25 protein-coding genes are annotated in these 25,088 nt (G+C 70.0%); 19 read left to right on the plus strand and 6 right to left on the minus strand.

The window, feature by feature from the left end:
* Positions 1 to 7 precede the first annotated feature (7 nt).
* Positions 8 to 1,087: a peptide chain release factor 1 gene (prfA, locus tag MICNX66_RS06575; protein ID WP_187663810.1), complete on the plus strand. Its 1,080-nt coding sequence runs from the start codon at positions 8 to 10 to the stop codon at positions 1,085 to 1,087.
* A 16-nt stretch (positions 1,088 to 1,103) separates the two neighbouring features.
* On the opposite strand, the gene MICNX66_RS06580 is transcribed toward prfA, so the two are convergent.
* Both MICNX66_RS06580 and MICNX66_RS06585 read right to left on the minus strand, forming a co-directional pair.
* On the minus strand, positions 1,104 to 1,757 hold the full coding sequence (locus MICNX66_RS06580) for a response regulator (protein WP_187663811.1): 654 nt from the start codon (positions 1,755 to 1,757) through the stop codon (positions 1,104 to 1,106).
* Positions 1,754 to 3,400, minus strand: coding sequence for a sensor histidine kinase (locus MICNX66_RS06585; protein ID WP_187663812.1), 1,647 nt, complete (start codon positions 3,398 to 3,400; stop codon positions 1,754 to 1,756). Before MICNX66_RS06585 ends, MICNX66_RS06580 begins: the two co-directional genes overlap by 4 nt.
* Before the next feature lie 150 nt (positions 3,401 to 3,550).
* On the opposite strand from MICNX66_RS06585, the gene MICNX66_RS06590 reads away from it, so the two are divergent.
* Complete coding sequence (locus MICNX66_RS06590) at positions 3,551 to 5,095, plus strand: CitMHS family transporter (RefSeq protein ID WP_187663813.1); 1,545 nt, start codon at positions 3,551 to 3,553, stop codon at positions 5,093 to 5,095.
* Positions 5,096 to 5,122: 27 nt separating this feature from the next.
* Here MICNX66_RS06590 and epsC read toward each other — a convergent pair whose 3' ends face one another.
* Both epsC and cysK read right to left on the minus strand, forming a co-directional pair.
* Complete coding sequence (gene epsC, locus MICNX66_RS06595; protein WP_187663814.1) at positions 5,123 to 5,692, minus strand: serine O-acetyltransferase EpsC; 570 nt, start codon at positions 5,690 to 5,692, stop codon at positions 5,123 to 5,125.
* 8 nt (positions 5,693 to 5,700) lie between these two features.
* Positions 5,701 to 6,639: a cysteine synthase A gene (gene cysK, locus MICNX66_RS06600; protein WP_187663815.1), complete on the minus strand. Its 939-nt coding sequence runs from the start codon at positions 6,637 to 6,639 to the stop codon at positions 5,701 to 5,703.
* 98 nt (positions 6,640 to 6,737) lie between these two features.
* Between cysK and prmC the strand changes: the two genes are divergently transcribed.
* From prmC to MICNX66_RS06680, 16 genes are all read left to right on the plus strand, one after another.
* Positions 6,738 to 7,598 carry a peptide chain release factor N(5)-glutamine methyltransferase gene (gene prmC, locus MICNX66_RS06605; RefSeq protein ID WP_187663816.1) on the plus strand — a complete coding sequence of 287 codons (861 nt, stop codon included), beginning with the start codon at positions 6,738 to 6,740 and terminating at the stop codon, positions 7,596 to 7,598.
* Positions 7,599 to 7,650: 52 nt separating this feature from the next.
* Positions 7,651 to 8,346, plus strand: coding sequence for an L-threonylcarbamoyladenylate synthase (locus MICNX66_RS06610; protein WP_187663817.1), 696 nt, complete (start codon positions 7,651 to 7,653; stop codon positions 8,344 to 8,346).
* On the plus strand, positions 8,343 to 9,515 hold the full coding sequence (locus tag MICNX66_RS06615; RefSeq protein WP_187663818.1) for an MraY family glycosyltransferase: 1,173 nt from the start codon (positions 8,343 to 8,345) through the stop codon (positions 9,513 to 9,515). The genes MICNX66_RS06610 and MICNX66_RS06615 overlap by 4 nt, the downstream gene beginning before the upstream one ends.
* Positions 9,512 to 10,030: a hypothetical protein gene (locus MICNX66_RS06620; protein WP_187663819.1), complete on the plus strand. Its 519-nt coding sequence runs from the start codon at positions 9,512 to 9,514 to the stop codon at positions 10,028 to 10,030. The genes MICNX66_RS06615 and MICNX66_RS06620 overlap by 4 nt, the downstream gene beginning before the upstream one ends.
* 144 nt (positions 10,031 to 10,174) lie before the next feature.
* On the plus strand, positions 10,175 to 10,963 hold the full coding sequence (atpB, locus tag MICNX66_RS06625) for a F0F1 ATP synthase subunit A (RefSeq protein WP_187664137.1): 789 nt from the start codon (positions 10,175 to 10,177) through the stop codon (positions 10,961 to 10,963).
* A 43-nt stretch (positions 10,964 to 11,006) separates the two neighbouring features.
* The gene (atpE, locus tag MICNX66_RS06630) at positions 11,007 to 11,243 is read left to right on the plus strand and encodes an ATP synthase F0 subunit C (protein ID WP_025103147.1); all 237 of its coding nucleotides are present in this window, start codon (positions 11,007 to 11,009) and stop codon (positions 11,241 to 11,243) included.
* A gap of 27 nt (positions 11,244 to 11,270) precedes the next feature.
* The gene (locus MICNX66_RS06635; RefSeq protein WP_060922506.1) at positions 11,271 to 11,849 is read left to right on the plus strand and encodes a F0F1 ATP synthase subunit B; all 579 of its coding nucleotides are present in this window, start codon (positions 11,271 to 11,273) and stop codon (positions 11,847 to 11,849) included.
* Complete coding sequence (locus MICNX66_RS06640) at positions 11,849 to 12,640, plus strand: F0F1 ATP synthase subunit delta (RefSeq protein ID WP_187663820.1); 792 nt, start codon at positions 11,849 to 11,851, stop codon at positions 12,638 to 12,640. The genes MICNX66_RS06635 and MICNX66_RS06640 overlap by 1 nt, the downstream gene beginning before the upstream one ends.
* A 47-nt stretch (positions 12,641 to 12,687) precedes the next feature.
* Positions 12,688 to 14,328, plus strand: a complete 1,641-nt coding sequence (gene atpA, locus MICNX66_RS06645) for a F0F1 ATP synthase subunit alpha (RefSeq protein ID WP_062634989.1) — start codon at positions 12,688 to 12,690, stop codon at positions 14,326 to 14,328.
* A 19-nt stretch (positions 14,329 to 14,347) separates the two neighbouring features.
* Positions 14,348 to 15,244, plus strand: a complete 897-nt coding sequence (locus tag MICNX66_RS06650; protein ID WP_187663821.1) for a F0F1 ATP synthase subunit gamma — start codon at positions 14,348 to 14,350, stop codon at positions 15,242 to 15,244.
* 26 nt (positions 15,245 to 15,270) lie between these two features.
* On the plus strand, positions 15,271 to 16,725 hold the full coding sequence (gene atpD / locus MICNX66_RS06655; protein WP_187663822.1) for a F0F1 ATP synthase subunit beta: 1,455 nt from the start codon (positions 15,271 to 15,273) through the stop codon (positions 16,723 to 16,725).
* A gap of 2 nt (positions 16,726 to 16,727) precedes the next feature.
* Entirely contained in the window at positions 16,728 to 16,988 is a 261-nt protein-coding gene (locus MICNX66_RS06660; protein WP_025103153.1) for a F0F1 ATP synthase subunit epsilon, read from the plus strand.
* Between the two features lie 75 nt (positions 16,989 to 17,063).
* Positions 17,064 to 17,810, plus strand: coding sequence for a YaaA family protein (locus MICNX66_RS06665; RefSeq protein ID WP_187663823.1), 747 nt, complete (start codon positions 17,064 to 17,066; stop codon positions 17,808 to 17,810).
* A gap of 136 nt (positions 17,811 to 17,946) precedes the next feature.
* Positions 17,947 to 18,756 (plus strand): large exoprotein, encoded by an 810-nt coding sequence (locus MICNX66_RS06670; protein ID WP_187663824.1) that lies wholly within the window; start codon positions 17,947 to 17,949, stop codon positions 18,754 to 18,756.
* 243 nt (positions 18,757 to 18,999) lie between these two features.
* The gene (locus MICNX66_RS06675; protein WP_187663825.1) at positions 19,000 to 19,797 is read left to right on the plus strand and encodes a PP2C family protein-serine/threonine phosphatase; all 798 of its coding nucleotides are present in this window, start codon (positions 19,000 to 19,002) and stop codon (positions 19,795 to 19,797) included.
* A 57-nt stretch (positions 19,798 to 19,854) separates the two neighbouring features.
* A complete protein-coding gene (locus MICNX66_RS06680; RefSeq protein WP_187663826.1) occupies positions 19,855 to 22,620 on the plus strand; it encodes an FtsK/SpoIIIE domain-containing protein in 2,766 nt (921 codons plus the stop codon).
* Between the two features lie 28 nt (positions 22,621 to 22,648).
* Here the strand turns inward: MICNX66_RS06680 and MICNX66_RS06685 are convergent, their stop codons facing one another.
* Positions 22,649 to 23,644 (minus strand): asparaginase, encoded by a 996-nt coding sequence (locus tag MICNX66_RS06685; protein ID WP_187663827.1) that lies wholly within the window; start codon positions 23,642 to 23,644, stop codon positions 22,649 to 22,651.
* An 84-nt stretch (positions 23,645 to 23,728) separates the two neighbouring features.
* Between MICNX66_RS06685 and MICNX66_RS06690 the strand changes: the two genes are divergently transcribed.
* Positions 23,729 to 24,226 (plus strand): OsmC family protein, encoded by a 498-nt coding sequence (locus MICNX66_RS06690; RefSeq protein ID WP_187663828.1) that lies wholly within the window; start codon positions 23,729 to 23,731, stop codon positions 24,224 to 24,226.
* Between the two features lie 9 nt (positions 24,227 to 24,235).
* Here MICNX66_RS06690 and MICNX66_RS06695 read toward each other — a convergent pair whose 3' ends face one another.
* Positions 24,236 to 25,015, minus strand: coding sequence for a lysophospholipid acyltransferase family protein (locus MICNX66_RS06695; RefSeq protein ID WP_187663829.1), 780 nt, complete (start codon positions 25,013 to 25,015; stop codon positions 24,236 to 24,238).
* Between the last annotated feature and the right edge of the window lie 73 nt (positions 25,016 to 25,088).

The raw sequence follows: 25,088 nt of genomic DNA on the forward strand, positions 1-25,088 counted from the left end.
GCCCGACGTGTTCGAGTCCGTCCAGACTCTGATCGACGAGCATCGCCGGGTCCAGGAGGAGCTCTCCGACCCGGCGGTGCACGCCGACGCGGCCCGCGCCAAGCGTGTCAACCGTCGGTACGCCGAGCTGTCGCGCATCGTCGCGGCGCACGAGGCGTGGACGGGCGCCGTCGATGATCTGGAGGCGGCGCGCGAGCTCGCCAGGGAGGACGAGGCGTTCGCCGCCGAGGTCCCCGCGCTGGAGGAGGGCGTGCAGGCGGCGCAGGAGCGTCTGCGGCGCCTTCTCATCCCGCGCGACCCCGACGACGCCCGCGACGTGATCATGGAGATCAAGGCGGGGGAGGGCGGCGCCGAGTCGGCGTTGTTCGCGGCGGATCTGCTGCGCATGTACGTGCAGTACGCCGCGTCCAAGGGGTGGAAGACCGAGCTGCTCGAGCGCAACGAGTCCGACCTCGGCGGCTACAAGGACGTCCAGGTCGCCATCAAGGGCTCTTCGTCCGACCCTGCACAGGGCGTCTGGGCGCACCTGAAGTACGAGGGCGGCGTGCACCGCGTGCAGCGGGTGCCGGCCACGGAGTCGCAGGGACGCATCCACACGTCCACGACCGGCGTGCTCGTGTTCCCCGAGGTGGACGAGCCCGAGGAGATCCAGATCGATCAGAACGATCTGAAGATCGACGTGTTCCGTTCATCGGGCCCCGGCGGCCAGTCGGTGAACACCACCGACTCCGCGGTCCGGATCACCCACGTGCCGACCGGCATCGTCGTGTCGATGCAGAACGAGAAGTCGCAGTTGCAGAACCGTGAGGCCGCGATGCGCGTGCTGCGCGCCCGACTGCTCGCCAAGCAGCAGGAGGAGCTCGACGCGGCCGCCTCCGACGCGCGCAAGTCGCAGATCCGCGGCATGGACCGCTCGGAGCGCATCCGTACCTACAACTTCCCGGAGAACCGGATCGCGGATCACCGGACCGGGTTCAAGGCGTACAACCTCGATCAGGTCATGGACGGTGCGCTCGACCCCATCATCGAGAGCGCCATCGCCGCCGACGAAGAAGCGCGCCTCGCCGCCGTCGGCTCCGAGGGCTGAGCGGCCGCCCACCGCGTCACGTGCGCGTCGCGTACCGGTGCTCGGGCCGTCCGGTCGATCCGTACCGCAACCGCACCTCGACGATCGTCCGTGCGGCGAGAGCCGCGAGGTGCCGTTGCGCGGTGGCCCGTGAGATGCCGACCCGCTCGGCGACCTCCGCGGCCGAGGACTCGCCGTCTCCGAGCGCTGCGAGCACGCGCTGCTCGGTGGCCGAGCGCGATAGGGACACCGGCTCGCCGCCGCCGTGCAGGATCGCGAGCGCCCGGTCCACGTCCTCCTGCGTGAGGGGCCGCTCACCCGCGAGCAGGTTGCGATAGCGCAGGTACCGGTCGAGGAGGCCGGTCAGTCCGCGACGGTCGAACGGTTTCACGAGATAGCCGATCGCGCCGGCCCGCAGGGCTCGTCGCACGGTGGGCGCGTCGTCCGCGGCGGAGATGAGGATCGCGTCCACCCCGACCTCGCGGACGAGTCCGATGCCGTCGCCGTCGGGGAGGTAGACGTCGGCGAGCAGCAGGTCGGGGCGTGTCGAGCGCACGAGGTCGCGAGCCTCGCCACAGGAGCGCGCGGTTCCGGTCACGGTGTATCCGGGATGGTCGTCCACGACCGCCCGATGCAGGTCGGCCACCCGGAAGTCGTCGTCGAGGATGAGCGCACGCAGCGGTTCCGTCACAGGTCCTCCTTCGAGAGATGCGGAGTGGGGTCGACGGCATCTCCGATGCGGGCGGCGAACACCGCGCCGTGGCCGGTGCCGCCGGGGTCGATGATCCAGAGGTCGCCGCCGCTCCGACGGGCGATCTCCGTGGCCAGGGGCAGGCCGATACCGTGCCCGTGCACGCGATCCTCGCTTCCCGCGTCGACGGCGGGCGCTCGGAGGTCGGGCTCCCGGATACCGGCGCCGGAGTCGGAGACGGTGACGACGAGCGCGCCGCCATCGCTCAGCGCGGAGACCTCGACCCACCGCGGGTCCCTCGTGCCCGTGACGGCGGCGGCGATCGCGTTGTCGACGAGATTGCCGAGCACGCTCGCCACGTCCTCCGCCCGACGCACGGTGCCGATCAGCTGCGTGTCCTCCGCGATCCGCAGGGCGACGCCCCGTTCGGCGGCCTCCACGCCCTTGGCTCCCAGGAAGGCGTGCAGGAACGGATCGCCCACGAGGTCGAGGCCGGCGACGGGGAACGACACGGGACCACGGCTCACCAGCTCGTCGAGGAAGGCGCGCGCGTCGGCGACACGGCCGGCGTCGATGAGGCCGGCCGCCACGTGCAGGCGGTTGGCGAACTCGTGGCGCTGGACGCGCAGTGCTGAGGTCATCGTGCGCACGGCCTCCAGCCGCTCGGTGAGGGCGATGAGGTCGGTGCGGTCGCGCACGATCAGCACGTCACCGAGTTCCTGCCCGTCGCGCCGCACCGCGCTCGACTCGAGATAGAGCACCCGGTCGCCGACGACCGCCTCCGCACGCTCGCGGGCTCCCGTGGCCGTGTCCCGTACGACGGGTGGCAGCGGGAGCTCGCCCACGCGGCGGCCGACCGGGTCGTGGAGCCCGAGGAGCCGATCCGACGCGGCATTGCTCACCCGCACGACGCCGTCCTTGTCGACCGCGAGAACGCCGTCGCCGACACCGTTCAGCACCGCTGTCTGGTTCTGCACGAGGGCGACCAGCTCCTCGGGCTGCACGCCGAGGGTCAACCGCTCCCAGCGGCGGCGGAGGAGAAGGAAGGTCGCGAGCGCGAGCGCGAGCGCGCCGGCGGCCGTCAGCCCGATCGCGGCGAGCACGGGCGGGAGGTCGTCGAAGACCCCGGTGCGCTCGAACCCGACGCTGATCTCGCCGACCGGCGTGCCGGTATCGTCCCGCACCGGCACCTTCGCGCGTGCCGACTCGCCGAGCGTGCCGGTCTGCCAGTCGACCACCTCGTGGCCCGCCAGCACCTCGGCGAACGGGGTGCTCACCACTTCGCCGATCCGCGACGGCAGGGGGTGGGCGAGGCGGATGCCGTGGTCGTCCGTGATCACCACGAACAGAGCCCCGGTGCGCGCCATGACGGCGGCGGAGACCTGCTGCAGCTCCCCGTCGCGCAGCGCGGCCGCATCCGGCTCGTCGTCCGACGCGGAGATGGCGGTCACCGTCTCCCGCACCTGCGCGTCCTCCGCCAGGGTCCTGGCGATGCCGAGTGCCGTCGACTCCGCCTCGGCGCGCAGCTGCTGGACCGCGAGCGCGAGATACACGCCCGTGCACAGCGTCACGACGAGGGCGACGGCGGCGAGATGCAGCAACAGGGCGCGGGTCGCGAACCGGACCCGCTTCTCCGTGGACATCGTCACCTCGCTCCCGACGCGCAATATGCGCAGAAGTCACGGTACGCGCACAACACCCGGGAATGCGGCATACCGCGCTCTGCTTCCCCGGATTGCCTAGCCTCGTCAGGATCCGTCAGCGATGACGGAGCGACGACGAAGGAGTCACGCATGTTCCACGCATCGACCGCGCTGATCGCTGCCGCCGAGGAGGCACCCACCTACGACGTGGCCTTCGTGCCGCCGGAGGGGGTGCTCGTCATCCTCGGCTTCACGATGGTCCTCGTGTTCATGACGCTGATCATGACCAAGCGCCTCACGCCCATGGTGGCGCTGATCCTGGTGCCCACCGTCTTCGGGCTGTTCGCGGGGGCGGGTCTCGGCCTGGGCGACATGATCCTCGACTCGATCGGCACCATGGCGCCCACGGCGGCGCTGCTGATGTTCGCCATCATGTTCTTCGGCATCATGATCGACGTCGGCCTCTTCGACCCGCTCATCCGGTTGATCACGCGGTTGCTCGGCGATGACCCGGCGAAGGTGGTGCTCGGGACCGCGATCCTCGCCGGCGCCGTGTCCCTCGACGGCGACGGCTCGACGACCTTCATCATCACGACCTCCGCGATGCTGCCCATCTACCTGCGCCTCGGCATGAGCCCCGTCGTCCTCACCTGCGTCGCCGGCCTCATGAACGGCACGCTCAACATCGTCCCCTGGGGCGGACCGACCGTGCGCGCCGCGACCGCGCTCGGCGTGCAGCCGACGGAGATCTTCGTGCCGATGCTTCCCGCGCTGGGCGCGGGCATCGTCGTGACGCTCGGCTTCGCCTGGCTGCTCGGCCTGGGGGAGCGGCGTCGTCTGGGGCGGATCGATGCGGACGGGCGGCTCACCGGAGCCGACGGCGGTGTGCTCGCCTCTGTGCCCCGCATCTTCCGCGGCGCCGAGCTCAAGCCGGGCGCGCGCGCCTCGCTGCGCACCGGCAACCTCGTCGTCGTCGCCGGCGGGCACGCCCCGGTCGCGGCCGGGAGCGTCGACCCCGCGGACACGGCGATGGCCGACACCATGCTCGATCCGGCCCGCCCCACCCTGCGCCCGCGGCTGATCTGGTTCAACCTCCTGCTGACCGTCGCCGTCATGGTGCTCCTTGTCGTCGACATCCTTCCGCTGCCCTACGTGTTCATGGTCGGGGCCGGCGTCGCCCTCGTCGTCAACTTCCGCGGCATCAAGGATCAGGCGGCGGAGATCGTCGCGCACGCCCCGAGCATCGTCGGCGTCGTATCGATGGTCATCGCGGCCGGCGTCCTCGTGGGAGTCCTCTCCGGCACCGGAATGGTCGACGCGATGGCGACCTGGATCACCACCGTGCTGCCACCCGCGCTCGGACCGTTCCTCGCCCCGATCACGGGTGTGCTGTCCATCCCGTTCACGTTCTTCATGTCGAACGACGCCTTCTACTTCGGCATCCTCCCCGTGCTCGCACAGAGCGCCGCGAACTTCGGCATCGATCCGGTCGAGATGGCCAGAGCCTCGATCACCGGGCAGCCGGTGCACCTGCAGAGTCCGCTGGTCCCCGCGATCCTGCTGCTGGTCTCGCTCGCCGGGGTGAACCTCGGAGACCACCACCGGAAGGTGCTGTGGCGCGCGGTCATCGTGTCGCTCGTGATGCTGGGGATCGGCATCCTGGTCGGCGCCGTCCCGTTCTTCGTCGCGCAGTGACGAAGGTCGCCGGCCGCGGGGCGAGCGTCAGATGGAGTAGTCCGGGGCGGTCAGCAGGGCCCTGGTGTCCTCTCCGGCGGTCCGCTGGCGCGGCTTCGCGGGAACGCCGACGAGCACGCTGTCGGCGGGTGCGTCCTTGGTGACCACGGCGTTGGCGCCCACGACGGAACGGGCTCCGACCGTGACGGCGCCGAGGATCTTCGCCCCTGCGCCCACGGCGACGCCGTCCTGCAGGGTGGGGTGCCGCTTGCCGATGTCCCGTGTCCGGCCCCCGAGCGTCACGCCGTGGTACATCAGCACGTCATCGCCGATCTCCGCTGTCTCGCCGATGACGACGCCCATGCCGTGGTCGATGAAGAAGCGCCGGCCGATCCGGGCTCCGGGGTGGATCTCGACGCCGGTCAGCCACCGGGAGATCTGCGACCCGGCGCGCGCGAGGAGCCGGAGGCGCCGCTGCCACAGCGCGTGCGAGACGCGGTGCGCCCAGATCGCGTGCAGGCCGGGGTAGAGCAGTGCCACCTCGATCGCCGTGCGCGCGGCCGGATCGCGAAGGCGCGCGGCGGCGATGTCCTCGCGCATTCGCCCGATCATGCCCATCGACGACCTCAGTCCTCGCGCAGGTCCTCGAACAGGGCGGTGGAGAGGTACCGCTCGCCGGTGTCCGGGATGATCACGACGATGGTCTTGCCGGCGTTCTCCGGGCGCGCGGCGACGGCCAGGGCCGCCGACACGGCGGCACCGGAGGACATGCCGACCAGCAGACCCTCCTTCGCCGCGAGCTCGCGGGCCACGTGCAGCGAGTCCTCGAACTCCGCCGTGATGATCTCGTCGAGCACCTCGCGGTCGAGCACGTCGGGCACGAAGTTCGGGCCGATGCCCTGGATCTTGTGCGGTCCGGGGTGCCCCTCGGTGAGGACGGGGGAGTCCTTCGGCTCGACGGCGATGACCTGGACCTCGGGTTTCGCCGCCTTCAGCGCCTGGCCTGTGCCGGTGACCGTCCCGCCCGTGCCGACGCCGGCGATGAAGATGTCGACCGCGCCGTCGGTGTCCCGGAGGATCTCCTGCGCCGTGGTCTCGCGGTGGATCTGCGGATTCGCCGCGTTCTCGAACTGGCGGATCCAGACCGCGCCAGGGGTCTCGTCGACGATGCGCTTGACCTCCTCGATCGCGCCCTTCATGCCCTTGGTGGGGTCGGTGAGGACGATCTCCGCGCCGAACGCCTTGAGCAGCACACGGCGCTCCTTCGACATCGAGGCGGGCATCGTGAGGATGACACGGTAGCCGCGGGCGGCGCCGACCATGGCGAGGGCGATGCCGGTGTTGCCGCTCGTGGACTCCACGATGGTGCCGCCGGGGGAGAGCTCACCCGCGGCCTCCGCCGCATTGATCATGGCGATGCCGATGCGGTCCTTCACGCTGGACGCAGGGTTGTAGTACTCGAGCTTGGCGAGCACGGTGGCGCCGAGGCCCTCGGTCACGCGGTTGAGGCGGACGAGCGGCGTGTTGCCGAAAGCGGTGGTGATGTCGGGGTGGATGCCGGACATGGGGGAGCCCTTCCTGTGCGGGTGCGCTGCCGATCCAGCCTAGGCGAGCCCGAGGGGGGACGGGGCATTGTGACGTGCGCGCACTCTACGCTGGAGCCATGCCCGACCTCTCCCTCGCTGCGGCCGTGCGCGCCGCGGCGCAGCGTCTCGCCGACGCCGGCGTGCCCGACCCCCTCGTCGACGCCGAGCTGCTCGCCGGACACGTCCGAGGACAGCGCCGCGGGGAGGTGCAGGCGGCCATCGTCCGGGGCGACAGGCTCGACGACGACGACGCGACCGCCTTGGACGCGCTCGTCGCCCGACGCGCAGGCCGTGAGCCCCTGCAGCATCTCACCGGCACCGCACCGTTCCGGCATCTGGAGCTCGCGGTGGGCCCTGGTGTCTTCGTCCCCCGGCCCGAGACGGAGACCGTGGCGCAGTATGCGATCGACGCCCTTCTGGGATCGGGCGATCCGTCCCCCATCGGCGTCGATCTCGGCACGGGCAGCGGGGCGATCGCGCTCGCGATGGCGACCGAGGTGCCGCACGCCCGGGTGTACGCCGCGGAGATCTCCCCGGAGGCCCATGTCTGGGCCCGTCGCAACGTCGAGGGTGTCGAGAACCTCACGCTCGTGCTGTCCGATCTCGCCGATGCCTTCCCCGAACTGGACGGCACAGCCGCGGTCGTCATCTCGAACCCTCCGTACGTCCCCGCTCAGGCGATCCCGCGCGACCCCGAGGTCCGGCTGTTCGACCCCGCCCTCGCGCTCTACGGCGGAGAGGACGGGCTGGACGTCGTCCGTGTGCTCAGCACCAGGGCTCTGCGTCTGCTGCGGCCGGGGGGCACGCTGGTGATCGAGCACGGAGAACTGCAGGGCTCCCCGATCCGCGAGCTGCTCGCGGCTGACGGATGGCGGGCCGCAGCCACCCATCGCGATCTGACGCTGCGCGACCGCGCCACCACCGCCGTCCGCCCCTGATCAGCAGACGTCGAGCTCGTCCCGAACCCGCGCCGCGTAGAATCGAACCGTCATGTCCCCCATCTTCGACTGCAGCGACGAGGCGCAGCTGCTCGCCGGGATGCGCAATGCGCGCCAGGCGATCGGCCGCGGCGACCTCATCGTCATCCCCACCGACACCGTCTACGGCGTCGCCGCCGACGCCTTCTCGCCGCCTGCGGTGCAGCGCCTCCTGGACGCCAAGGGTCGCGGCCGCAATCAGCCGCCGCCCGTGCTCGTCGGCACGAAGGAGACGCTGACGGCCCTCGCGGAGGCTGTTCCGGAGCCCGTCCAGCGTCTCGTCGACGCGTTCTGGCCCGGGGGGCTCACGATCGTGCTGCCGGCGCAGCCCTCGCTGGTGTGGGATCTGGGGGAGACCAAGGGCACGGTCGCCGTCCGCATGCCCGAGGGGCGGGTGGTGCTCGAGCTGCTGGCCGAGACCGGACCGCTCGCGGTGTCCAGTGCCAACCTCACCGGCAAGGCGGCAGCGATCTCCGCGCTCGACGCGGAGAAGATGCTGGGCGACAGCGTCGCGGTGTATCTGGACGACGGCATGAGCAAGGACGGCGTCGCGTCCACGATCATCGATGCGACCTCGCTCGTCCGCCGCGCGGGTGACGCCGAGCAGGGCGTCGTCCGGATCCTGCGGGACGGCGTCGTGACCAGGGAGCAGCTGCGCGAGGTCCTGGGCGACCTGCTCGAGCCGGACCCGCAGGACGAGGATTCGTGAAGCAGTACCTCTTCACGATCATCGTCACCGCCGCGATCACCTTCGTGCTGACCTGGGCGGTGTGGCGGCTGAGCCTCCGCTTCAAGCTGTATCCCGGCATCCGCGAACGCGACGTGCACACCACGCCCACGCCCCGACTCGGCGGCGTCGCGATCTTCCTCGGCATCGTCGCCGCCTTCGCGGTCTCGGCCGCCAACCCGTTCTTCCAGAGCATCTGGACGCCGCCGCAGACCATGTGGTCGATCCTCGCGGCCGCTCTGCTCATCGCCGTGATCGGGGTCATGGACGACCTCTGGGACATCGACTGGATGATCAAGCTGGGCGCGCAGTTCCTCGCCGCCGGCATCATCACGGTGGGCGGCGGCCTGCAGATCCTCTCCCTGCCGTTCGGCGACCTGATCGTCGTGTCGAGCTGGCTGAGCATCACGATCACCATGTTCGCGATCGTGATCGTCATGAACGCCGTGAACTTCATCGACGGTCTCGACGGTCTCGTCGCCGGCGTCTGCCTGATCTCGAACGGCGTCTTCTTCGCGTACTCGTACATCTTCACGCGGGACTCGGGGGCGTCGAGCTACTTCAACCTCTCCACGTTCCTCGCCGCGGTCCTCATCGGCGCCTGCCTCGGTTTCCTTCCGCTGAACTGGAGCCCGGCGAAGCTGTTCATGGGCGACTCCGGTGCTCTCGTGATCGGTCTACTCATGGCGACCTCGGCCATCGCGATCACCGGGCAGATGGATCCGTCCGCCCTGGACCCGGAGCGCCTGGGACGTTCGCAGCTGGTCGGCGCCTTCCTGCCCATCCTGCTCCCGTTGCTGGTCGTGCTCCTCCCGCTGCTGGACTTCGGCCTCGCCGTGCTGCGTCGGATGAGCGCGGGGCGATCGCCGTTCTCGCCGGACCGCAAGCACCTGCATCACCGGATGCTCGACCTCGGCCACCGCGACCGCGACGCGGTCCTGATCTTCTACGCCTGGACGGCCGTCATCTCCCTCGCCGTCCTCCTGATGTACGTCGGCGCCCGAGAGGACTGGCCCGGCCAGTACCTTCCGGGTGTCGCGTTCGGGGTCGTCGGCATCGCCGCATGCCTCGTCATCACCCTGAGTCCCACCCGCCGACGCAAGACCGCCGCGGGCGTCGCGCCCGACCCGATCCCCCTGGAGCCCCGATGAGTCCGAGCCCCGTTTCCAGCACCCCGATCCTGCGTCGCACCCTCGTCTGGTCGGCGGTGGCCACCGTCGTGCTGGCGCTCGTCGCCGGCGGGATCGGCTTCGCCGTCGCGCAGGGGGAGGGGCTGGTCAGCGGTCTCCTCGGTGTCCTCCTCGCCGCGCTGTTCCTCGGGATCACCGGGCTGAGCATCCTCATCGCCAACCGGTGGTACGGCGATCCGCTGTACGTGCAGCTCTTCTTCGCGATCGTGCTGGGCGGGTGGCTGCTGAAGCTCGGGGTCTTCGTCGTCGTGATGATCCTGCTCGCCGGACAGCCGTGGATCGAGCCGATGGTGTTCTTCCTGTCGATCGTCGCGGGGGTGCTCATGTCCCTCATCATCGACGTCGTCGTTCTCACCCAGATGCGGCTGCCGAACGTCAGCGACACCACGCTGCCCACCGAGGTGCCGGAGGACCGCGCCCCCGGAGCGGTGAACGATGCCTCCGACGGCCCTGCGGACGCGGCCCCGCGGTCTTAGGGCACCCTTGGATTCTGATAGTGTTGAGGAGTGCCCGCCGCTCGCCCGCGAGCGCTTGCGCTGTGTAGCACACCGACCATCGTCGCCCCGGTTCTGACCGGTGCCCCGAAGCTGGAGCCCGCGCTGTTTAATCTTGCTGCGACCCTGACCCCCCGACTCGCGTCCTCTGATGGCGAGTTCCACGGCCCTTCGATCGATGAGTTCTTCCCGGAGATCCTCTTCCACGTCGGACCCATCCCGGTCAACCGGATCCACCTGATCCAGTTGCTCTCGGTGATCGCCGTCGTCCTGATCCTCTGGCTCGGCACCCGCCGCATGAAGGTCGTGCCCGGCCGGTTCCAGAGCCTCGTCGAGATGGGCCTCGGCTTCGTCCGCGGCGGCATCGCGCACGACCTGCTCGGCCGCAAGGACGGCGACCGCTTCCTGCCGATCCTCACCACGATCTTCTTCATGGTGCTGTTCATGAACGTGACGGGAATCATCCCGTTCCTGAACATGCCGGGAACGGCGATCATCGCGGTGCCGCTCACGCTCGCCGTGGTCAGCTACGTCACGTTCATCTACGCCGGCATCAAGAAGAGCCCGAAGAACTTCTTCAAGAATGCGCTCTTCCCGTCCGGCGTGCCGTGGCCGGTCTACTTCATCGTCACGCCGATCGAGCTCATCTCGACGTTCATCATCCGCCCGGTGACCCTCACCCTGCGACTGCTGATGAACCTCGTCGTCGGCCACATGATCCTGGTCCTCTGCTTCGCGGCGACCCAGTTCTTCTTCTTCACCGCGGGCGGCGGCTGGGCTGCCCTCGGTATCGGAACCCTCGCCTTCGGCGGTGCCTTCACTCTCTTCGAGATCCTGGTCGCCGTCCTGCAGGCCTACGTCTTCACCGTCCTCACCGCGGTCTACATCCAGCTCGCGGTCGCAGAAGAGCACTGAGCGGGCGGGCAACAGCCCTCCCACCCAACGAAAGGAAAAACCCGTGGACGCAACTACGGTTCTCGCTGAAATCAACGGCCACCTCGCGGCGGTCGGCTACGGCCTCGCGGCCATCGGCCCGGCCATCGGTGTGGGCATCGTGGTCGGCAAGACCATCGAGGGCGTCGCCCGTCAGCCCGAGCTGGCCGGTCGCCTGCAGGTCCTCATGTGGATCGGTATCGCCTTCACCGAGGCGCTTGCGTTCGTCGGCATCGCCGTCGGATTCATCCCCTTCCCGTAATCCCCACCGACTTCTGAAGGAGACAGGATGCTGAACGCTCTTGTCACGAACCTCGCGGCTGAGGGTGAGGCGGCGAACAACCCGCTGATCCCCGCGTGGTACGACATCATCTGGTCGGGCTTCTGGTTCCTCATCATCCTCGCCGTCGTGTGGAAGGTCGCCCTTCCTCGTCTGACGAAGATGCTCGACGAGCGGTCCGCCGCCATCGAGGGCAACATCGCCAAGGCCGATGAGGCGCAGAAGCAGGCGGAAGCGGCTCTCGAGGAGTACACCCGACAGCTGGCCGAGGCACGCACCGAGGCCGGTGAGATCCGTGAGGCCGCCCGTGAGGACGGCAAGAAGATCATCGCCGAGGCGAAGGAGACCGCAGCCAGCGAGGCCGCGCGTCTGACCGCCACCGCGCACACGCAGATCGAGGCAGAGCGCCAGACGGCTCTCGTCTCCCTGCGCAGCGAGGTCGGCTCGCTCGCTCTGGACCTCGCCGGCGGCGTGGTCGGCGAGACGCTCTCCGACGACGCCCGCGCGGCCGCCGTGGTCGACCGCTTCCTCGCCGATCTCGAAGCATCCGACCTTCGACAGGCTCAGGTCCCGGGCGGGCAGTCGTAATGGGCAGCGCGACCGCTCAGGCACTCGCGGCATCCACTCAGACGCTTGCCGCAGCGAAGGACGTCACCCTCGAGACCGCGCGCGAGCTGTTCGCGGCCGCGCGGGCCGTGGGCGAATCGTCTCAGCTGAGCGGCGCGCTGGCCGACCCCTCGGCTCCGACCTCGGCGCGGCAGAACGTCGTGTCCGCGGTGTTCGGGCAGTACGGCTCCGCGGCGCAGGATGTCCTGCGCACCGCTGTCGCCGAACGCTGGTCGAACGCCTCCGAGCTGATCGACGGTCTCGAGGAGCTCGCGATCCGGGCGGCGACCATCGCCGAGCCCGGCGCGGACATCGAGGGCGAGCTCTTCGGCTTCTCGCGGGTGATCGCGGCGAACCCGGAGCTCGAGCTCGCGCTCGGCAGCCGGCTCGGGGGAGAGGACGCCAAGGCCGCCCTGGTCGAGCGTCTCCTCGTCGATGCCTCCGCCAGCGCTCCGACGGCCCTCATCGTCACGTCCCTCGTGCGTCAGCCGCGCGAGCGCCGGGTGCGGCAGCTGCTGAGCCGGGCGATGCGTATCGTCTCGAACCAGCGCGGTCGCCTCGTGGCCACGGTGCACACGGCGACCGAGCTCAGCGACGCGCAGCGCACGCGACTCGGCCAGACGCTCTCGCAGCGATACGGCGGCCAGGTGTCCCTCAACGTCGTCATCGACCCCAGCGTCGTCGGAGGCCTGCGTGTGCAGATCGCCGATGACGTCATCGACGGCAGCATCTCCGCACGACTCGCCGACCTTCGCCAGAAGCTCGCGGGCTAACACGACTTCGCGCGGGGAACCGCGCACCCAGATACAAAGGGAAGACAATGGCAGAACTATCGATCAGCCCCGACGTCATCCGTGACGCGCTGAAGGATTTCGCCGCCGCGTACGAGCCCACCGGGGCCGCGGCGACCGAGGTCGGCACCGTCATCGACGCCGCCGACGGCATCGCTCACGTCGAGGGACTTCCCGGCGTGATGGCGAACGAGCTCGTGACCTTCGCCGACGGCACCAAGGGTCTCGCGCTGAACCTCGACGAGCACGAGATCGGTGTCGTCGTCCTCGGCGACTTCACCGGCATCGAGGCCGGTCAGGAAGTCACCCGCACGGGTGAGGTCCTCTCCGTCCCGGTCGGCGACGGCTACCTCGGCCGTGTCGTCGACCCGCTCGGCAACCCGATCGACGGCCTCGGCGCGATCGCGACCGAGGGTGTCCGCGAGCTCGAGCTCCAGGCCCCCGGCGTCATGCAGCGCAAGTCGGTGCACGAGCCGATGCAGACCGGCATCAAGGCGATCGACGCGATGATCCCGGTCGGCCGCGGCCAGCGCCAGCTCATCATCGGCGACCGCCAGACCGGCAAGACGGCCATCGCGATCGACACGATCATCAACCAGAAGGCCAACTGGGAGTCGGGCGACGTCAACAAGCAGGTCCGCTGCATCTACGTCGCCATCGGTCAGAAGGGCTCGACCATCGCTTCGGTGAAGGGCGCGCTCGAGGAGGCCGGCGCTCTGGAGTACACCACCATCGTGGCGGCTCCGGCGTCCGACCCCGCCGGCTTCAAGTACCTCGCTCCGTACACCGGTTCGGCCATCGGCCAGCACTGGATGTACGGCGGCAAGCACGTCCTCATCATCTTCGACGACCTGTCGAAGCAGGCCGAGGCCTACCGTGCCGTCTCCCTGCTGCTGCGCCGCCCGCCGGGCCGCGAGGCCTACCCTGGCGACGTCTTCTACCTGCACTCCCGTCTGCTCGAGCGGTGCGCGAAGCTGTCCGACGAGCTCGGTGCGGGTTCGATGACCGGTCTTCCGATCATCGAGACCAAGGCGAACGACGTCTCGGCGTACATCCCGACCAACGTGATCTCGATCACCGACGGCCAGATCTTCCTGCAGTCCGACCTCTTCAACGCCAACCAGCGTCCTGCGGTCGACGTGGGTATCTCGGTGTCGCGTGTCGGTGGTGACGCTCAGGTGAAGTCGATCAAGAAGGTCTCCGGAACGTTGAAGCTGGAGCTGGCGCAGTACCGCTCGCTCGAGGCGTTCGCGATGTTCGCATCGGACCTCGACGCCGCTTCGCGTCGTCAGCTCTCGCGCGGTGCCCGTCTGACCGAGCTGCTCAAGCAGCCGCAGTACTCGCCGTACCCGGTGGAGGAGCAGGTCGTCTCGATCTGGGCCGGCACCAATGGCAAGCTCGACTCGATCGAGGTCGAGGACGTGCTGCGGTTCGAGCGCGAGCTGCTCGACTACCTGCGTCGCAACACGAAGGTGCTCGACACGCTGCGGGAGACCAACGTGCTGGACGACGCCACCGTCGCCGAGCTCGACAAGCAGACCGACAACTTCCTCCTGGAGTTCCAGGGCGGCAAGGGCCACGCCATCGGCGCCCCTGGCCACGAGGAGCACGCTGCGGCCGAGGCCGAGGACGTCAACCAGGAGAAGATCGTCAAGGGTCGTCGCGCGTAACCGCGTGAGGTACTGATTCATGGGCGCTCAACTCAGGGTCTACAAGCAGAAGATCTCTTCTGCTCAGACGACCAAGAAGATCACGAAGGCGATGGAACTCATCGCGGCTTCGCGCATCCAGAAGGCGATGGCACGCGTCAAGGCGTCCACCCCCTTCGCGCGGGCCGTGACGAGGGCCGTGTCCGCCGTCGCGACGCACTCGAACGTCGACCACCCGCTCACCCGCGAGCCCGAGACGATCCGCCGCTCCGCGGTCGTGATCTTCTCGTCGGACCGCGGTCTCGCCGGAGCCTTCAACTCGCAGATCCTCCGTGAGGGTCTCGAGGTGGCGGAGCTCCTGCGCGAGCAGGGCAAGGAGCCGGTGTTCTACCTCGTGGGCCGCAAGGCCGTCGGGTACTTCCAGTTCCGTCGCATCGCGGCCGCTGCAGAGTGGACCGGCGACACCGACACCCCCTCGTTCCACACGGCGGAGGAGATCTCGCAGACGCTTCTCGAGGCCTTCAACCGTGGCGGCGAGGACGGCGGCGTCGACGAGATCCACCTCGTGTACAACCGCTTCGTCAGCATGATGACGCAGTCGCCGGAGTCCGTGCGCCTGCTGCCGCTGGAGATCGCGGAGGCCGACGACTCGGAGGCGGGCAGCACCGTCTACCCGCTGTACGAGTTCGAGCCCGACGCCGAGACGGTGCTCGACGCGATCCTGCCGGTGTACATCCAGAGCCGCGTCTTCAACGCCCTCCTGCAGTCGTCCGCCGCCAAGCAGGCCGCGACGCAGAAGGCGATGAAGTCGGCCAGCGACAACGCCGACAAGCTCATCACCGACTACACCCGCCTGCGCAACAACGCGCGTCAGGCCGAGATCACCCAGCAGATCGCCGAGATCGTCGGTGGCGCCGACGCTCTCGCATCGAGCTGACAGACCCTCAGGAAAGAGACGAAGAAATGACCACCACCGCCACGGCTGAGCAGCCGGCGACCGCGGTCGTCGGGCGCGTCGCCCGCGTCAACGGTCCGGTTGTCGACATCGAGTTCCCGCACGACTCGATCCCCGACATCTACAACGCCCTGAAGACCACCATCGTGATGGGCGAGGAGTCCACCGAGATCACGCTCGAGGTCGCGCAGCACCTCGGCGACGACCTGGTCCGCGCCATCGCCCTGAAGCCGACCGACGGCATCGTCCGCGGTCAGGAGGTGCGCGACACCGGTGAGGCCATCTCGGTCCCCGTCGGCGACGTGACCAAGGGCAAGGTCTTCAACGTGATCGGCGAGGTGCTGAACCTCGAGCCCGGCGAGACCATCGAGGTCACCGAGCGCTGGCCGATCCACCGCAAGGCCCCGAACTTCGACCAGCTCGAGTCGAAGACGCAGATGTTCGAGACGGGCATCAAGTCGATCGACCTCCTCACCCCGTACGTGCTGGGTGGCAAGATCGGTCTCTTCGGTGGTGCCGGTGTCGGCAAGACCGTCCTCATCCAGGAGATGATCCAGCGCGTCGCGCAGGACCACGGTGGTGTGTCGGTGTTCGCCGGTGTCGGTGAGCGCACCCGTGAGGGCAACGACCTCATCCACGAGATGGAGGAGGCGGGCGTCTTCGACAAGACCGCCCTCGTCTTCGGCCAGATGGACGAGCCGCCGGGGACGCGTCTGCGCGTCGCCCTGTCGGCTCTGACGATGGCGGAGTACTTCCGTGACGTGCAGAAGCAGGATGTGCTGCTCTTCATCGACAACATCTTCCGCTTCACGCAGGCCGGTTCCGAGGTCTCCACGCTGCTGGGCCGCATGCCCTCCGCCGTGGGTTACCAGCCGAACCTCGCCGACGAGATGGGCCTCCTGCAGGAGCGCATCACCTCGACGCGCGGTCACTCGATCACCTCGCTGCAGGCGATCTACGTGCCGGCCGACGACTACACCGACCCGGCCCCGGCCACGACCTTCGCGCACCTCGACGCGACGACCGAGCTCTCCCGTGAGATCGCGTCGAAGGGTCTGTACCCGGCCATCGACCCGCTGACCTCGACGTCGCGCATCATGGACCCCCGCTACTTGGGCGAGGACCACTACCGCGTGGCCACGACGGTGAAGCAGATCCTCCAGAAGAACAAGGAGCTGCAGGAGATCATCGCCATCCTCGGTGTCGACGAGCTCTCCGAGGAAGACAAGATCGTCGTGTCGCGTGCACGTCGCATCCAGCAGTTCCTCTCGCAGAACACCTACATGGCGAAGAAGTTCACGGGCGTCGAGGGCTCGACCGTGCCGCTGAAGGAGACCATCGAGTCGTTCGATGCGATCACCCGGGGTGACTTCGACCACGTCGCCGAGCAGGCCTTCTTCAACGTCGGTGGCATCTCCGACGTGGAGGAGCGCTGGGCGCAGATCCAGAAGGAGAACGCCTGACCATGGCGCTGCATGTCAGCCTCGTCTCCGCCGACGCGGAGGTCTGGACGGGAGAGGCGAGCCTCGTCGTCGCCAAGACCGTCGAGGGCGAGATCGGCTTCATGTCCGGTCACGAGCCGGTGCTGGCCATCCTCGCCGAGGGTCAGGTCCGGATCACCCAGACGGATGGCGCCAAGGTGCTGGCGAACGCGCAGGACGGCTTCCTCTCCATGGAGGGCGACGTCCTGACGATCGTGGCCGGCAACGCGGCACTCATCTCCTGACAGTCCTGTACATCGCGTCCGCCTCGACACCCGCCCGGGTGTCGAGGCGGACGCGTCTCTTTCCCCTGAGGTCCCATGAAGATCCTGCTTCCGCCGTCCGAGACCAAGCGCGAGGGCGGTGACTGCGGCCCGCTGGATGTGCCCGCGCTGGCACTCCCGGACCTCACACCGCAGCGGACCGCCGTGATCGACGCTCTCGTGGCTCTCGCCGCCGATGAGGACGCGAGCCGGCGCGTGCTGAAGCTGAGCGATCGGCAGCGGGGGGACATCGCGCACAACCGTGTCATGAGGAGCGCGCCCACGATGCCCGCGGTGGACCGCTACACCGGTGTACTGTTCGACGCCCTCGACGCGGCGTCGCTCTCGACCGCCTCCCGTCGCTGGCTGGACGCCCAGGTGTGGATTCACAGCGCTCCGTTCGGCCCGGTCGCGGCCCTGGACGCGATCCCGACCTATCGCCTGGCAGCCGGCACCACGCTTCCGGGGATGCCGCCGCTGCGTCGCCACTGGGCCGATCCGACGGCGGCGGCGATCGCGGCCGATGCCCCGGCTTTCGTGCTCGATCTGCGCAGCGAGGCGTACGCGGCACTCGGACCCGTGCCGGCCGGGGTGCCGTCCGTGTACGTGCGGGTCGTCACGGCGCAGGGGAGGGCGCTGAACCACTTCAACAAGAAGTCCAAGGGGCTGCTCGTCCGGGCACTTGCCGAGGACCGGCCACGTCTCGGCTCGCTCCGTGGGCTGCACCGGTGGGCACAGGCGCACGACGTCGTTCTGCGGGACGGCGCCGCACCGGGGGAGATCGAGCTGGTCGTCGCCGACTGACGGTCCCGAGGCCGGCGAATCGCCCCCGGCGGTCGTTGCCGCCCCCTGGGCGCACCGCTACCATGTCCAATGCGAGGCGGGGAGTCTCGTGGCGGGGGACGAGAGCCGTCTCCCCTGACCAGAGAATGTGAGCCTCATGGGTTACGACGACTACGGAGCGGGCTATCTCGGCCTGCTCTTCGCCTACTTCTTCGTCATTCTGCTGATCGCGGTCGCCGGGTACGTCCTGGTGTCGCTCTTCTACATGAAGATCTTCCAGAAGGCCGGCGTGCAGGGCAACTGGCGTGCCTGGGTGCCCGTCTACAACATGATGATCTTCTTCAAGCTCGGTGACCTGAGCCCGTGGCTCGTCCTGTACGGCATCGCCGGCACGGCCCTGCTGAGCTGGATCGGCATCGGCTTCCTGTTCTCGCTCGCGCTCTCGGTGCTCTCGGTCATCGCCGCGTGGCGCGTGGGCCTCAAGCTCCAGAAGGACGCCGTCTGGGTCGTCCTCTACGTCTTCCTCTCCATCGTCTGGCTCGGTATCAACGCGTTCGACAAGTCGCGCTGGAACCCGAACATCCAGCCGGCCTCCTGGGCGGGTAACGGCTTCCTCGGCGACCGCACGGTGTGGGACGGCATTCCCGTCCAGCCGGCAGCGGCCGCCCCGCAGCAGGGCTACGGTGCGCCGCAGGGATATGGGGCACCGCAGGGCTACGGCACCCCGCCGCAGGGCTACGCGCCGCCGACGCAGGCGTACACGCCGCCTTCGGCACCCGGCTACGCGCCGCCCGCCGGCCCCGCCGCCCCGGCGACGGGTGCGCCGATCCCTCCGGTGCCGCCCACGACGCCTCCGGCGCCTCCCGCGGCTCCGCCCACGACGCCTCCGGCCCCGCCCGCGGCTCCTCCCGCCGCTCCTCCGGCGCCGCCGACCACACCGAACGATCCCACGCAGCCGCCTGCGTGACGACGTGAGGAGAACCCCCGGTCTTCGGATCGGGGGTTCTTCGCGTCCGTGGCTCCTCCGTGTCCCCACATGCCGCTAACGTGGAGACATGGACTCGTCGCAGCGGAGGGAAGTCGTCCCTCCTCCCGTCGCCCCGCGCCCCGTCCACCGCCATCCCGGTGCGGTCCCGAGGAGCGAGTTCCACTACGATGTGTGAGTATCCTGCGCCCGCCCCATCCGCCGCAGGTCCATCGGAGGCAGTTCGTGGCTGAGACCAAGACGCACACCCTCACGGTTGCGCATCGTCCGTTGCGGCTGTCCTGGGCCGGCGTCACCGACCAGGGGCGCCGCCGGGAGACGAATCAGGACGCCCTCCTCGCCGAGTATCCGCTCTTCATCGTCGCGGACGGCATGGGAGGTCATGCCGGCGGGGAGATCGCGAGTCAGAGCACGGTCGCGCGTCTGCGGGCGATGGTCGATGCCGACGACGTCACCCCCTCCGCGATCGAGAAGGCTCTCGCGCTCGCGGTCGACGACATCGCCGAGCACCCGGACACCACCGACGAGGGGACCGGCACCACGCTCACCGGCGTCTACCTGGACGAACAGGGAGACGAGCCGCACTGGGTGGCGCTGAACATCGGTGACTCGCGCGTGTACCTGTTGCGCGACGACCGGCTGCTGCAGGTCACGACCGATCACTCCGTCGTGCAGGAGCTCATCACCGCCGGCAAGCTCAGTCCCGAAGAGGCGGAGGGCCACCCGTACAGCAACGTGATCACCCGCGCGGTCGGTGCGAGCGAGCTCACGGCGCCGGACTACGTCACCATCGACGTGCGGCCGGGCGACCGTTTCGTCATCTGCTCCGACGGTCTCACGAAGGAGCTCACGGACTACGGCATCCAGCACTTCCTCCGCGCTCATGCCGACCCCGCGGAGAGCGTCGACGCGATGCTCGCGGCGGCCCTCGACAACGGAGGGCGCGACAACGTCACCGTGATCGTGCTGCAGGTCGACGATCCCGAGGATCCTTCCTCCCCACCCGCGGACTCGGGGGAGTAGCGCTCCGGACCCTGTGGAGAGGCCCTATCCGCCCCGGCGGTGAGCTCCACTGGAGGCATGCACTCCTCGCCCCTGGTCCTCCCGTCCGCCATGGCGCCGGCCCGGCGGCGCCCGCTTCCCCTCATCGCCGCCGTCGTCCCCGTGGGAGTCGGTCTGGCTCTCTGGTTCACGACCGGTGCGCTGCATGCGCTCTGGTTCGCGGCTCTCGGGCCGCTGATGCTGGGCGCGTCGCTCCTCGACGCAGCCCGCGGACGTCGTCGCGAACGGCGAGCCGAGGTGCTCCGGATGGACGCCGCATGGGCAGAGGTCGAAGCCCAGCTGCACCGCCGCCACGCGGAGGAGCGCGCAGACGAGGAACGTCGTCACCCGGATGCCGCCTCGTGTCTGCGCAGCCGCCCGTTGCAGGATGCCCGGCCGCCCGACCACGACACTCCGCTCGTCGTGGGACGCGGATCCCGGGTCAGCACCGTGCGCTGCGAGGGCGGTGACGACGAGCGCGCCGCTGCGTTCCGCCGCCGGTGCGGTGTCCTGGAAGACGCGCCGCGGGTCGTCCTCCTCGGTCGAGGAGTATGCCTGCGGGGCCCGCAGCCGCTCGCCAGGGCCGCCGCACGTGCGCTCGTCGTCCAGCTCTGTCTCCGCTTCTCCCCGAGTGTGCTCTCCCTCGTCGGCGACCCGGCGCGGGACGGGGCGCTGGCGGGCTTCCCGCACATGCAGCAGGCGCGACGCGGTGGTTTCCGGCTCGCCCTCGCAGAGGAGGCCGCATCGGCCCCGAGCGCCGATGCGGTGATCTGGACCCTGCCGACCGGTGCGGACGTTCCGGACGGCATCACGACGGTGGTCGACATCGTGGAACCCGGTGCGGCGACTCTGCGCACCCCGGACGGCGAGGACGGGGTGGACGTCGAGTACCTGTCGTCGGCGCAGGCGACGGCGGCCGCCGAGCTGTGCGGCGGGAAAGGGTCCGCGACGGAGGCGACCGGGGCGGCGGTGGCGCTCCGGGACCTTCCGCAGCCACCGGTGGGCCCAGGCCTCCTCGTGGCGCTCGGTCGGGGAGCACACGATGCCCCGGTGATGGCCGACATCGTCGAGGACGGCCCGCACGCGATCGTGACGGGGATGACGGGGACAGGCAAGAGCGAACTCCTCATCACATGGGTCGCCGCCGTCTGCGCGGGGTACGGGCCGGAGCGGGTGAGTGTCCTCCTCGCGGACTTCAAAGGAGGGACGGCCTTCGATCGCCTGCGTGAGCTGCCGCAGGTCGTCGGCGTCCTCACGGACCTCGACGAGACGGAGGCGCGGCGCGGCGTCGCCAGCCTGGCCGCAGAGATGCGCCGCCGTGAGGGTGCCCTCGCGGCGGCGCAGGCGCGCGACGTGCGTGAGACCGACCTTCCCCGACTCCTGATCGTCGTCGACGAGTTCGCCGCCCTGCTGCAGGAGCACACAGAGCTGGCGGCGGTGTTCACCGACGTCGCGGCGCGGGGGCGCGCCCTGGGCATGCACCTGGTCCTCGGCACGCAGCGCGCCGCCGGGGTCATCCGCGATGCGCTCGCGACGAACTGCCCGCTGCGGCTGAGCCTGCGCGTCGCCGAGACTTCTGACAGCAGGGCGATGCTCGGCACCTCCGGCGCCGCCGAGCTTCCCGGCGGAGCGGAGGGCCGAGGCCGTGCGCTCCTCCGTCGCCCGCAGGACGACGAGCCGCTGCCGGTGCGCATCGCCCTCACCGATGACGACGTCATCCGACGGATCGCGCAGCGATGGGCGGGAGCGCCGACGTCTCCACCTCCGTGGCGACCCGCTCTCCCGACGCGCCTGCCGCTCGACGCGCTGCTGACCGCTCGGGCAGGGTCCGCGCCTTCGGAAGCCGGGCCCTCCCTGGTGCTCGGACGCGCTGACGAGCCCGAGAATCAGGCGCAGCCGCTGGAGATTCTGCATCCTGGCCGCGACCGCGGGCTCGTGGTCCTCGGCGCCCCGGGAACGGGGCGGACGACAGCCTTGCGTGTGATCGCGGCGCAGCATCGCCACAGCGCGTGGTTCCCGGATGATCCCGAAGCGGCCGTCGACCTGCTTGCCGCGTGGGTCGAGGGCGGCACGGCGCCACCCGACGTCGTGCTCGCGGATGATCTCGATCTGCTCCACGCGCGCCTGCCTCTCGACGTCGGCCACGAGTTCGTCCAGCGGTGGGAGCAGCTGGTGCGATCATCGGCCACCGTCACCTGGGTGCTCGCGGCCGGTCGGGCGACGGGTCCGCTGGCCCGCGTGCTGGAGGCACTCCCGCGTCGGGCCCTGCTGCGGATGCCGACACGCGTCGAGCACATCGCCGCGGGCGGCGAGGTCGCTCACTTCCGCCGCGATCGTCCGCCGGGGAGGGCCGTGTGCGGAGAGCGGGAGATGCAGTTCGCCTGGGTCGAGGGTCCCGGGGTGGAGTCGCGCTCCGGAGAGCTGCGGGGGAGCACGCCGGTGTGGGTGCCGCAGGCGGAGATCACGGCGTTGGTCACCCCGGGCGTCGTCGGCGTCGTCGCGGCGTTGGCGGCCGCGCATCCCGACTGCGACGTACAGGCGGTGGGTCCGGAGGTGAGGGGAACGGGGCGACCGCTCGTGCTGGTGGGCGATGCTGAGAACTGGCAGCGTCAGTGGGCACTGTGGCAGCGGGTGCGATCGCAGGGGGAGGTGCTCATCCGGGCGGAGCGGCCCGGCGAGCTCCGCCAGCTCGTCGGCATCCGCGCTCAGCCGCCGTACGCGCGACCGGACGCCGGGCGGGCCTGGTCCGTGATCGGAGACCGCCCTCCCCGGCGGGTGGTCCTCCCGGCGCTGGACCGGCGATGACGGTCAGCGGCACGGGGACGAGGTCGGGTCAGATCCCCGCACCCGGACGGATCGCGCCGACGTTCGCGCCGCCTCCGAGCACCGTGAGCGGCAGGGAGTCGGCCAGTCCGGTCACGTCGGCGTCGCTGAGCCCGCCCGCGCGTGCCAGCAGCATGGCGGCCACGATCGTGGACGCGCGTGCGCCGCCGTCGAGCATCTTCAGCGCCACCGTGGTCCCGTTCGGGGCGACCATCACCATGACACCCTCCGCGCCGCCCTTGGCGAAGACCCCGAGCCGTTCGATCGCGATCGTGTCAGGGCGCCCGGGGCCGTCGATGGTCCAGGGGTTCTCGCGCACCGCCTTCACCAACGAGCCCGCCACGCGGTGCAGCGCGAAGGGGGAGCGCTCGGAGGCGGTTCCGATGCGGTGGATCGCGCGGGCCAGTCCGGTGAGGCTGAGCGCGTACACGGGGGCACCGCAGCCGTCGATCGCGGTGTGGGCCATCTTCTCGCCGGTCAGCCGGGCGATCACATCGCGGATGTGCGCCTGGAGCGGATGCGAGGGGTCGAGGTAGCCGTCGGTCGGCCAGCCCGTCGCGACGCAGGCGCGGAGCATCGCGGCGTGCTTGCCCGAGCAGTTCATGCGGATGCGCGCCTCCTGGCCGTGCTCGCGCACCATCTCATCGCGGGTCGCGGAGTCGCTCGGCCAGGCGGGAGGACACGCGAGGTCGTCCTCGTTGAGGCCGCCCGCGGTGAGCATCTCGCGCACGACCTCGGCGTGCCGATCGGTGCCGGAATGGCTCGCCGTCGACAGCGCCAGCTGCTCGCCCTCGAGTACCGCACCGGCGGTGAGGCAGGCGACCGCCTGCAGGGGCTTCAGGCTGGAACGGGGGAGGATCAGCGCATCCGCATTCCCGTGCCGCGCGACCACCTCACCCTCGGGCGAGAGCACCACGGCCGCCCCGGCGTGACGCGACTCGATGAAGCCGCTCCGCTCCACGACGGCGAGCTCGACGGAATCCTGAACGGTGAGAGTCTCCAGCACCCGACAACTCTACCGGCGGGTCCGGCCCAGCCTGGTCGGGTGCCGAGTCGGCGCCGTGTCGGCCGCACCTGGCAGACTGAGCGCATGCCAGAGCAGACGACTCCGCGGTCCCTCGGCGAGCACCGCTACGCCCTCACCTCCACCTGGACCGGCAACACCGGATCCGGCACGAGCGGCTACCGGGACTACCGCCGCGATGTCACGATCGAAGTCGCGGGCAAGCCCGAGCTGCTCGCCTCCTCCGACAAGCCGTTCCGCGGCGATCCGGCGCGGTGGAATCCGGAGGATCTGCTGCTGGCCTCGCTCTCCGAGTGCCATCTCCTGTCGTACCTGCACGCCTGCGTGACGGCCGGAGTGGTGGTCGTGTCCTACCGGGACACCGCGAGCGGCCTGATGCGCGAGGACGGCGCCGGCGGCGGTTCCTTCGTCGAGGTGCTGCTGCGCCCGGAGGTCGTCGTCGCCGAGGCCTCGATGATCGAGGCGGCCGAGCGCGCGCACGCTCAGGCGAACGAGTGGTGCTTCATCGCCAACTCGGTCAACTTCCCCGTCCGGCACGAAGCGACGGTGACGGCCGCCGGCTGAACGGACTCCTCAGCGGCGTTCGTGCGGGAGCGCCTGCTTGATCTTCTCGATCGTGTTCTGAGCCGGCGCCTCGTTGTAGGTGCCCGCGAGCTCCTGTCCGGAGAGCGCGTGGATCGCGGCCATGATCTCGTCGGTCGCGAGCCGGCGCGCGCGGCCGCTCGTGGCCGGTCCGTGCGGCGACAGATCCAGGGGCTCGCCGAAGCGCACGGTGATCCGCTCGGACAGCGTGGGCATCTTGGCGCCGACCGGCATCACCTTGTCGGTGCCGATGAGTCCCACGGGGACGACGGGTGCTCCCGTCTGCAGAGCAAGGAAGGCCACGCCCGTGCGGCCCTTGTACAACCGGCCGTCGGTGGAGCGGGTGCCCTCAGGGTAGAGCGCGACGGCGAGGCCCTCGTCCAGGAGCTGACGCTGCAGGTCTAGGGCGTCCAGCGCCGCCTGGCCGGCGCCGCGGCGGACCGGGATCGCACCGATCGCCTCGAAGAACGTCTTGGACGCCCAGCCCTTCATGCCGGTGCCCTCGAAGTAGCTCGACTTGGCGAGGAAGTGCACGGGACGCGGAGCCGCCACCGGGATGGCGATGGAGTCGATGAACGACAGGTGGTTGCTGGCGAAGATCACCGGGCCGGTGGTGGGGACGTGCTCGCGTCCTTCGATGCGCGGCCGGTAGACGAGCCGGGCGAGCGGGGCGATGAGGCTGCGGCCCAGCGTGTAGGTGAAGCCGGCGTGCCGGGGCTTCGGGGAGTCCTCTGAGGGGGTTTCGGGGTCCGCGGACTGCTCAGAGCTCATCAGAGCAGGCTACTCCCGGATCCATGCCGACGTGGGAATGAAGACTCGCGCCGCCGCTTCCCAGCGCGAGCAA

Origin of the sequence: Microbacterium sp. Nx66 (genome assembly GCF_904066215.1) — a bacterium.
Taxonomy (GTDB): Bacteria; Actinomycetota; Actinomycetes; order Actinomycetales; family Microbacteriaceae; genus Microbacterium; species Microbacterium meiriae.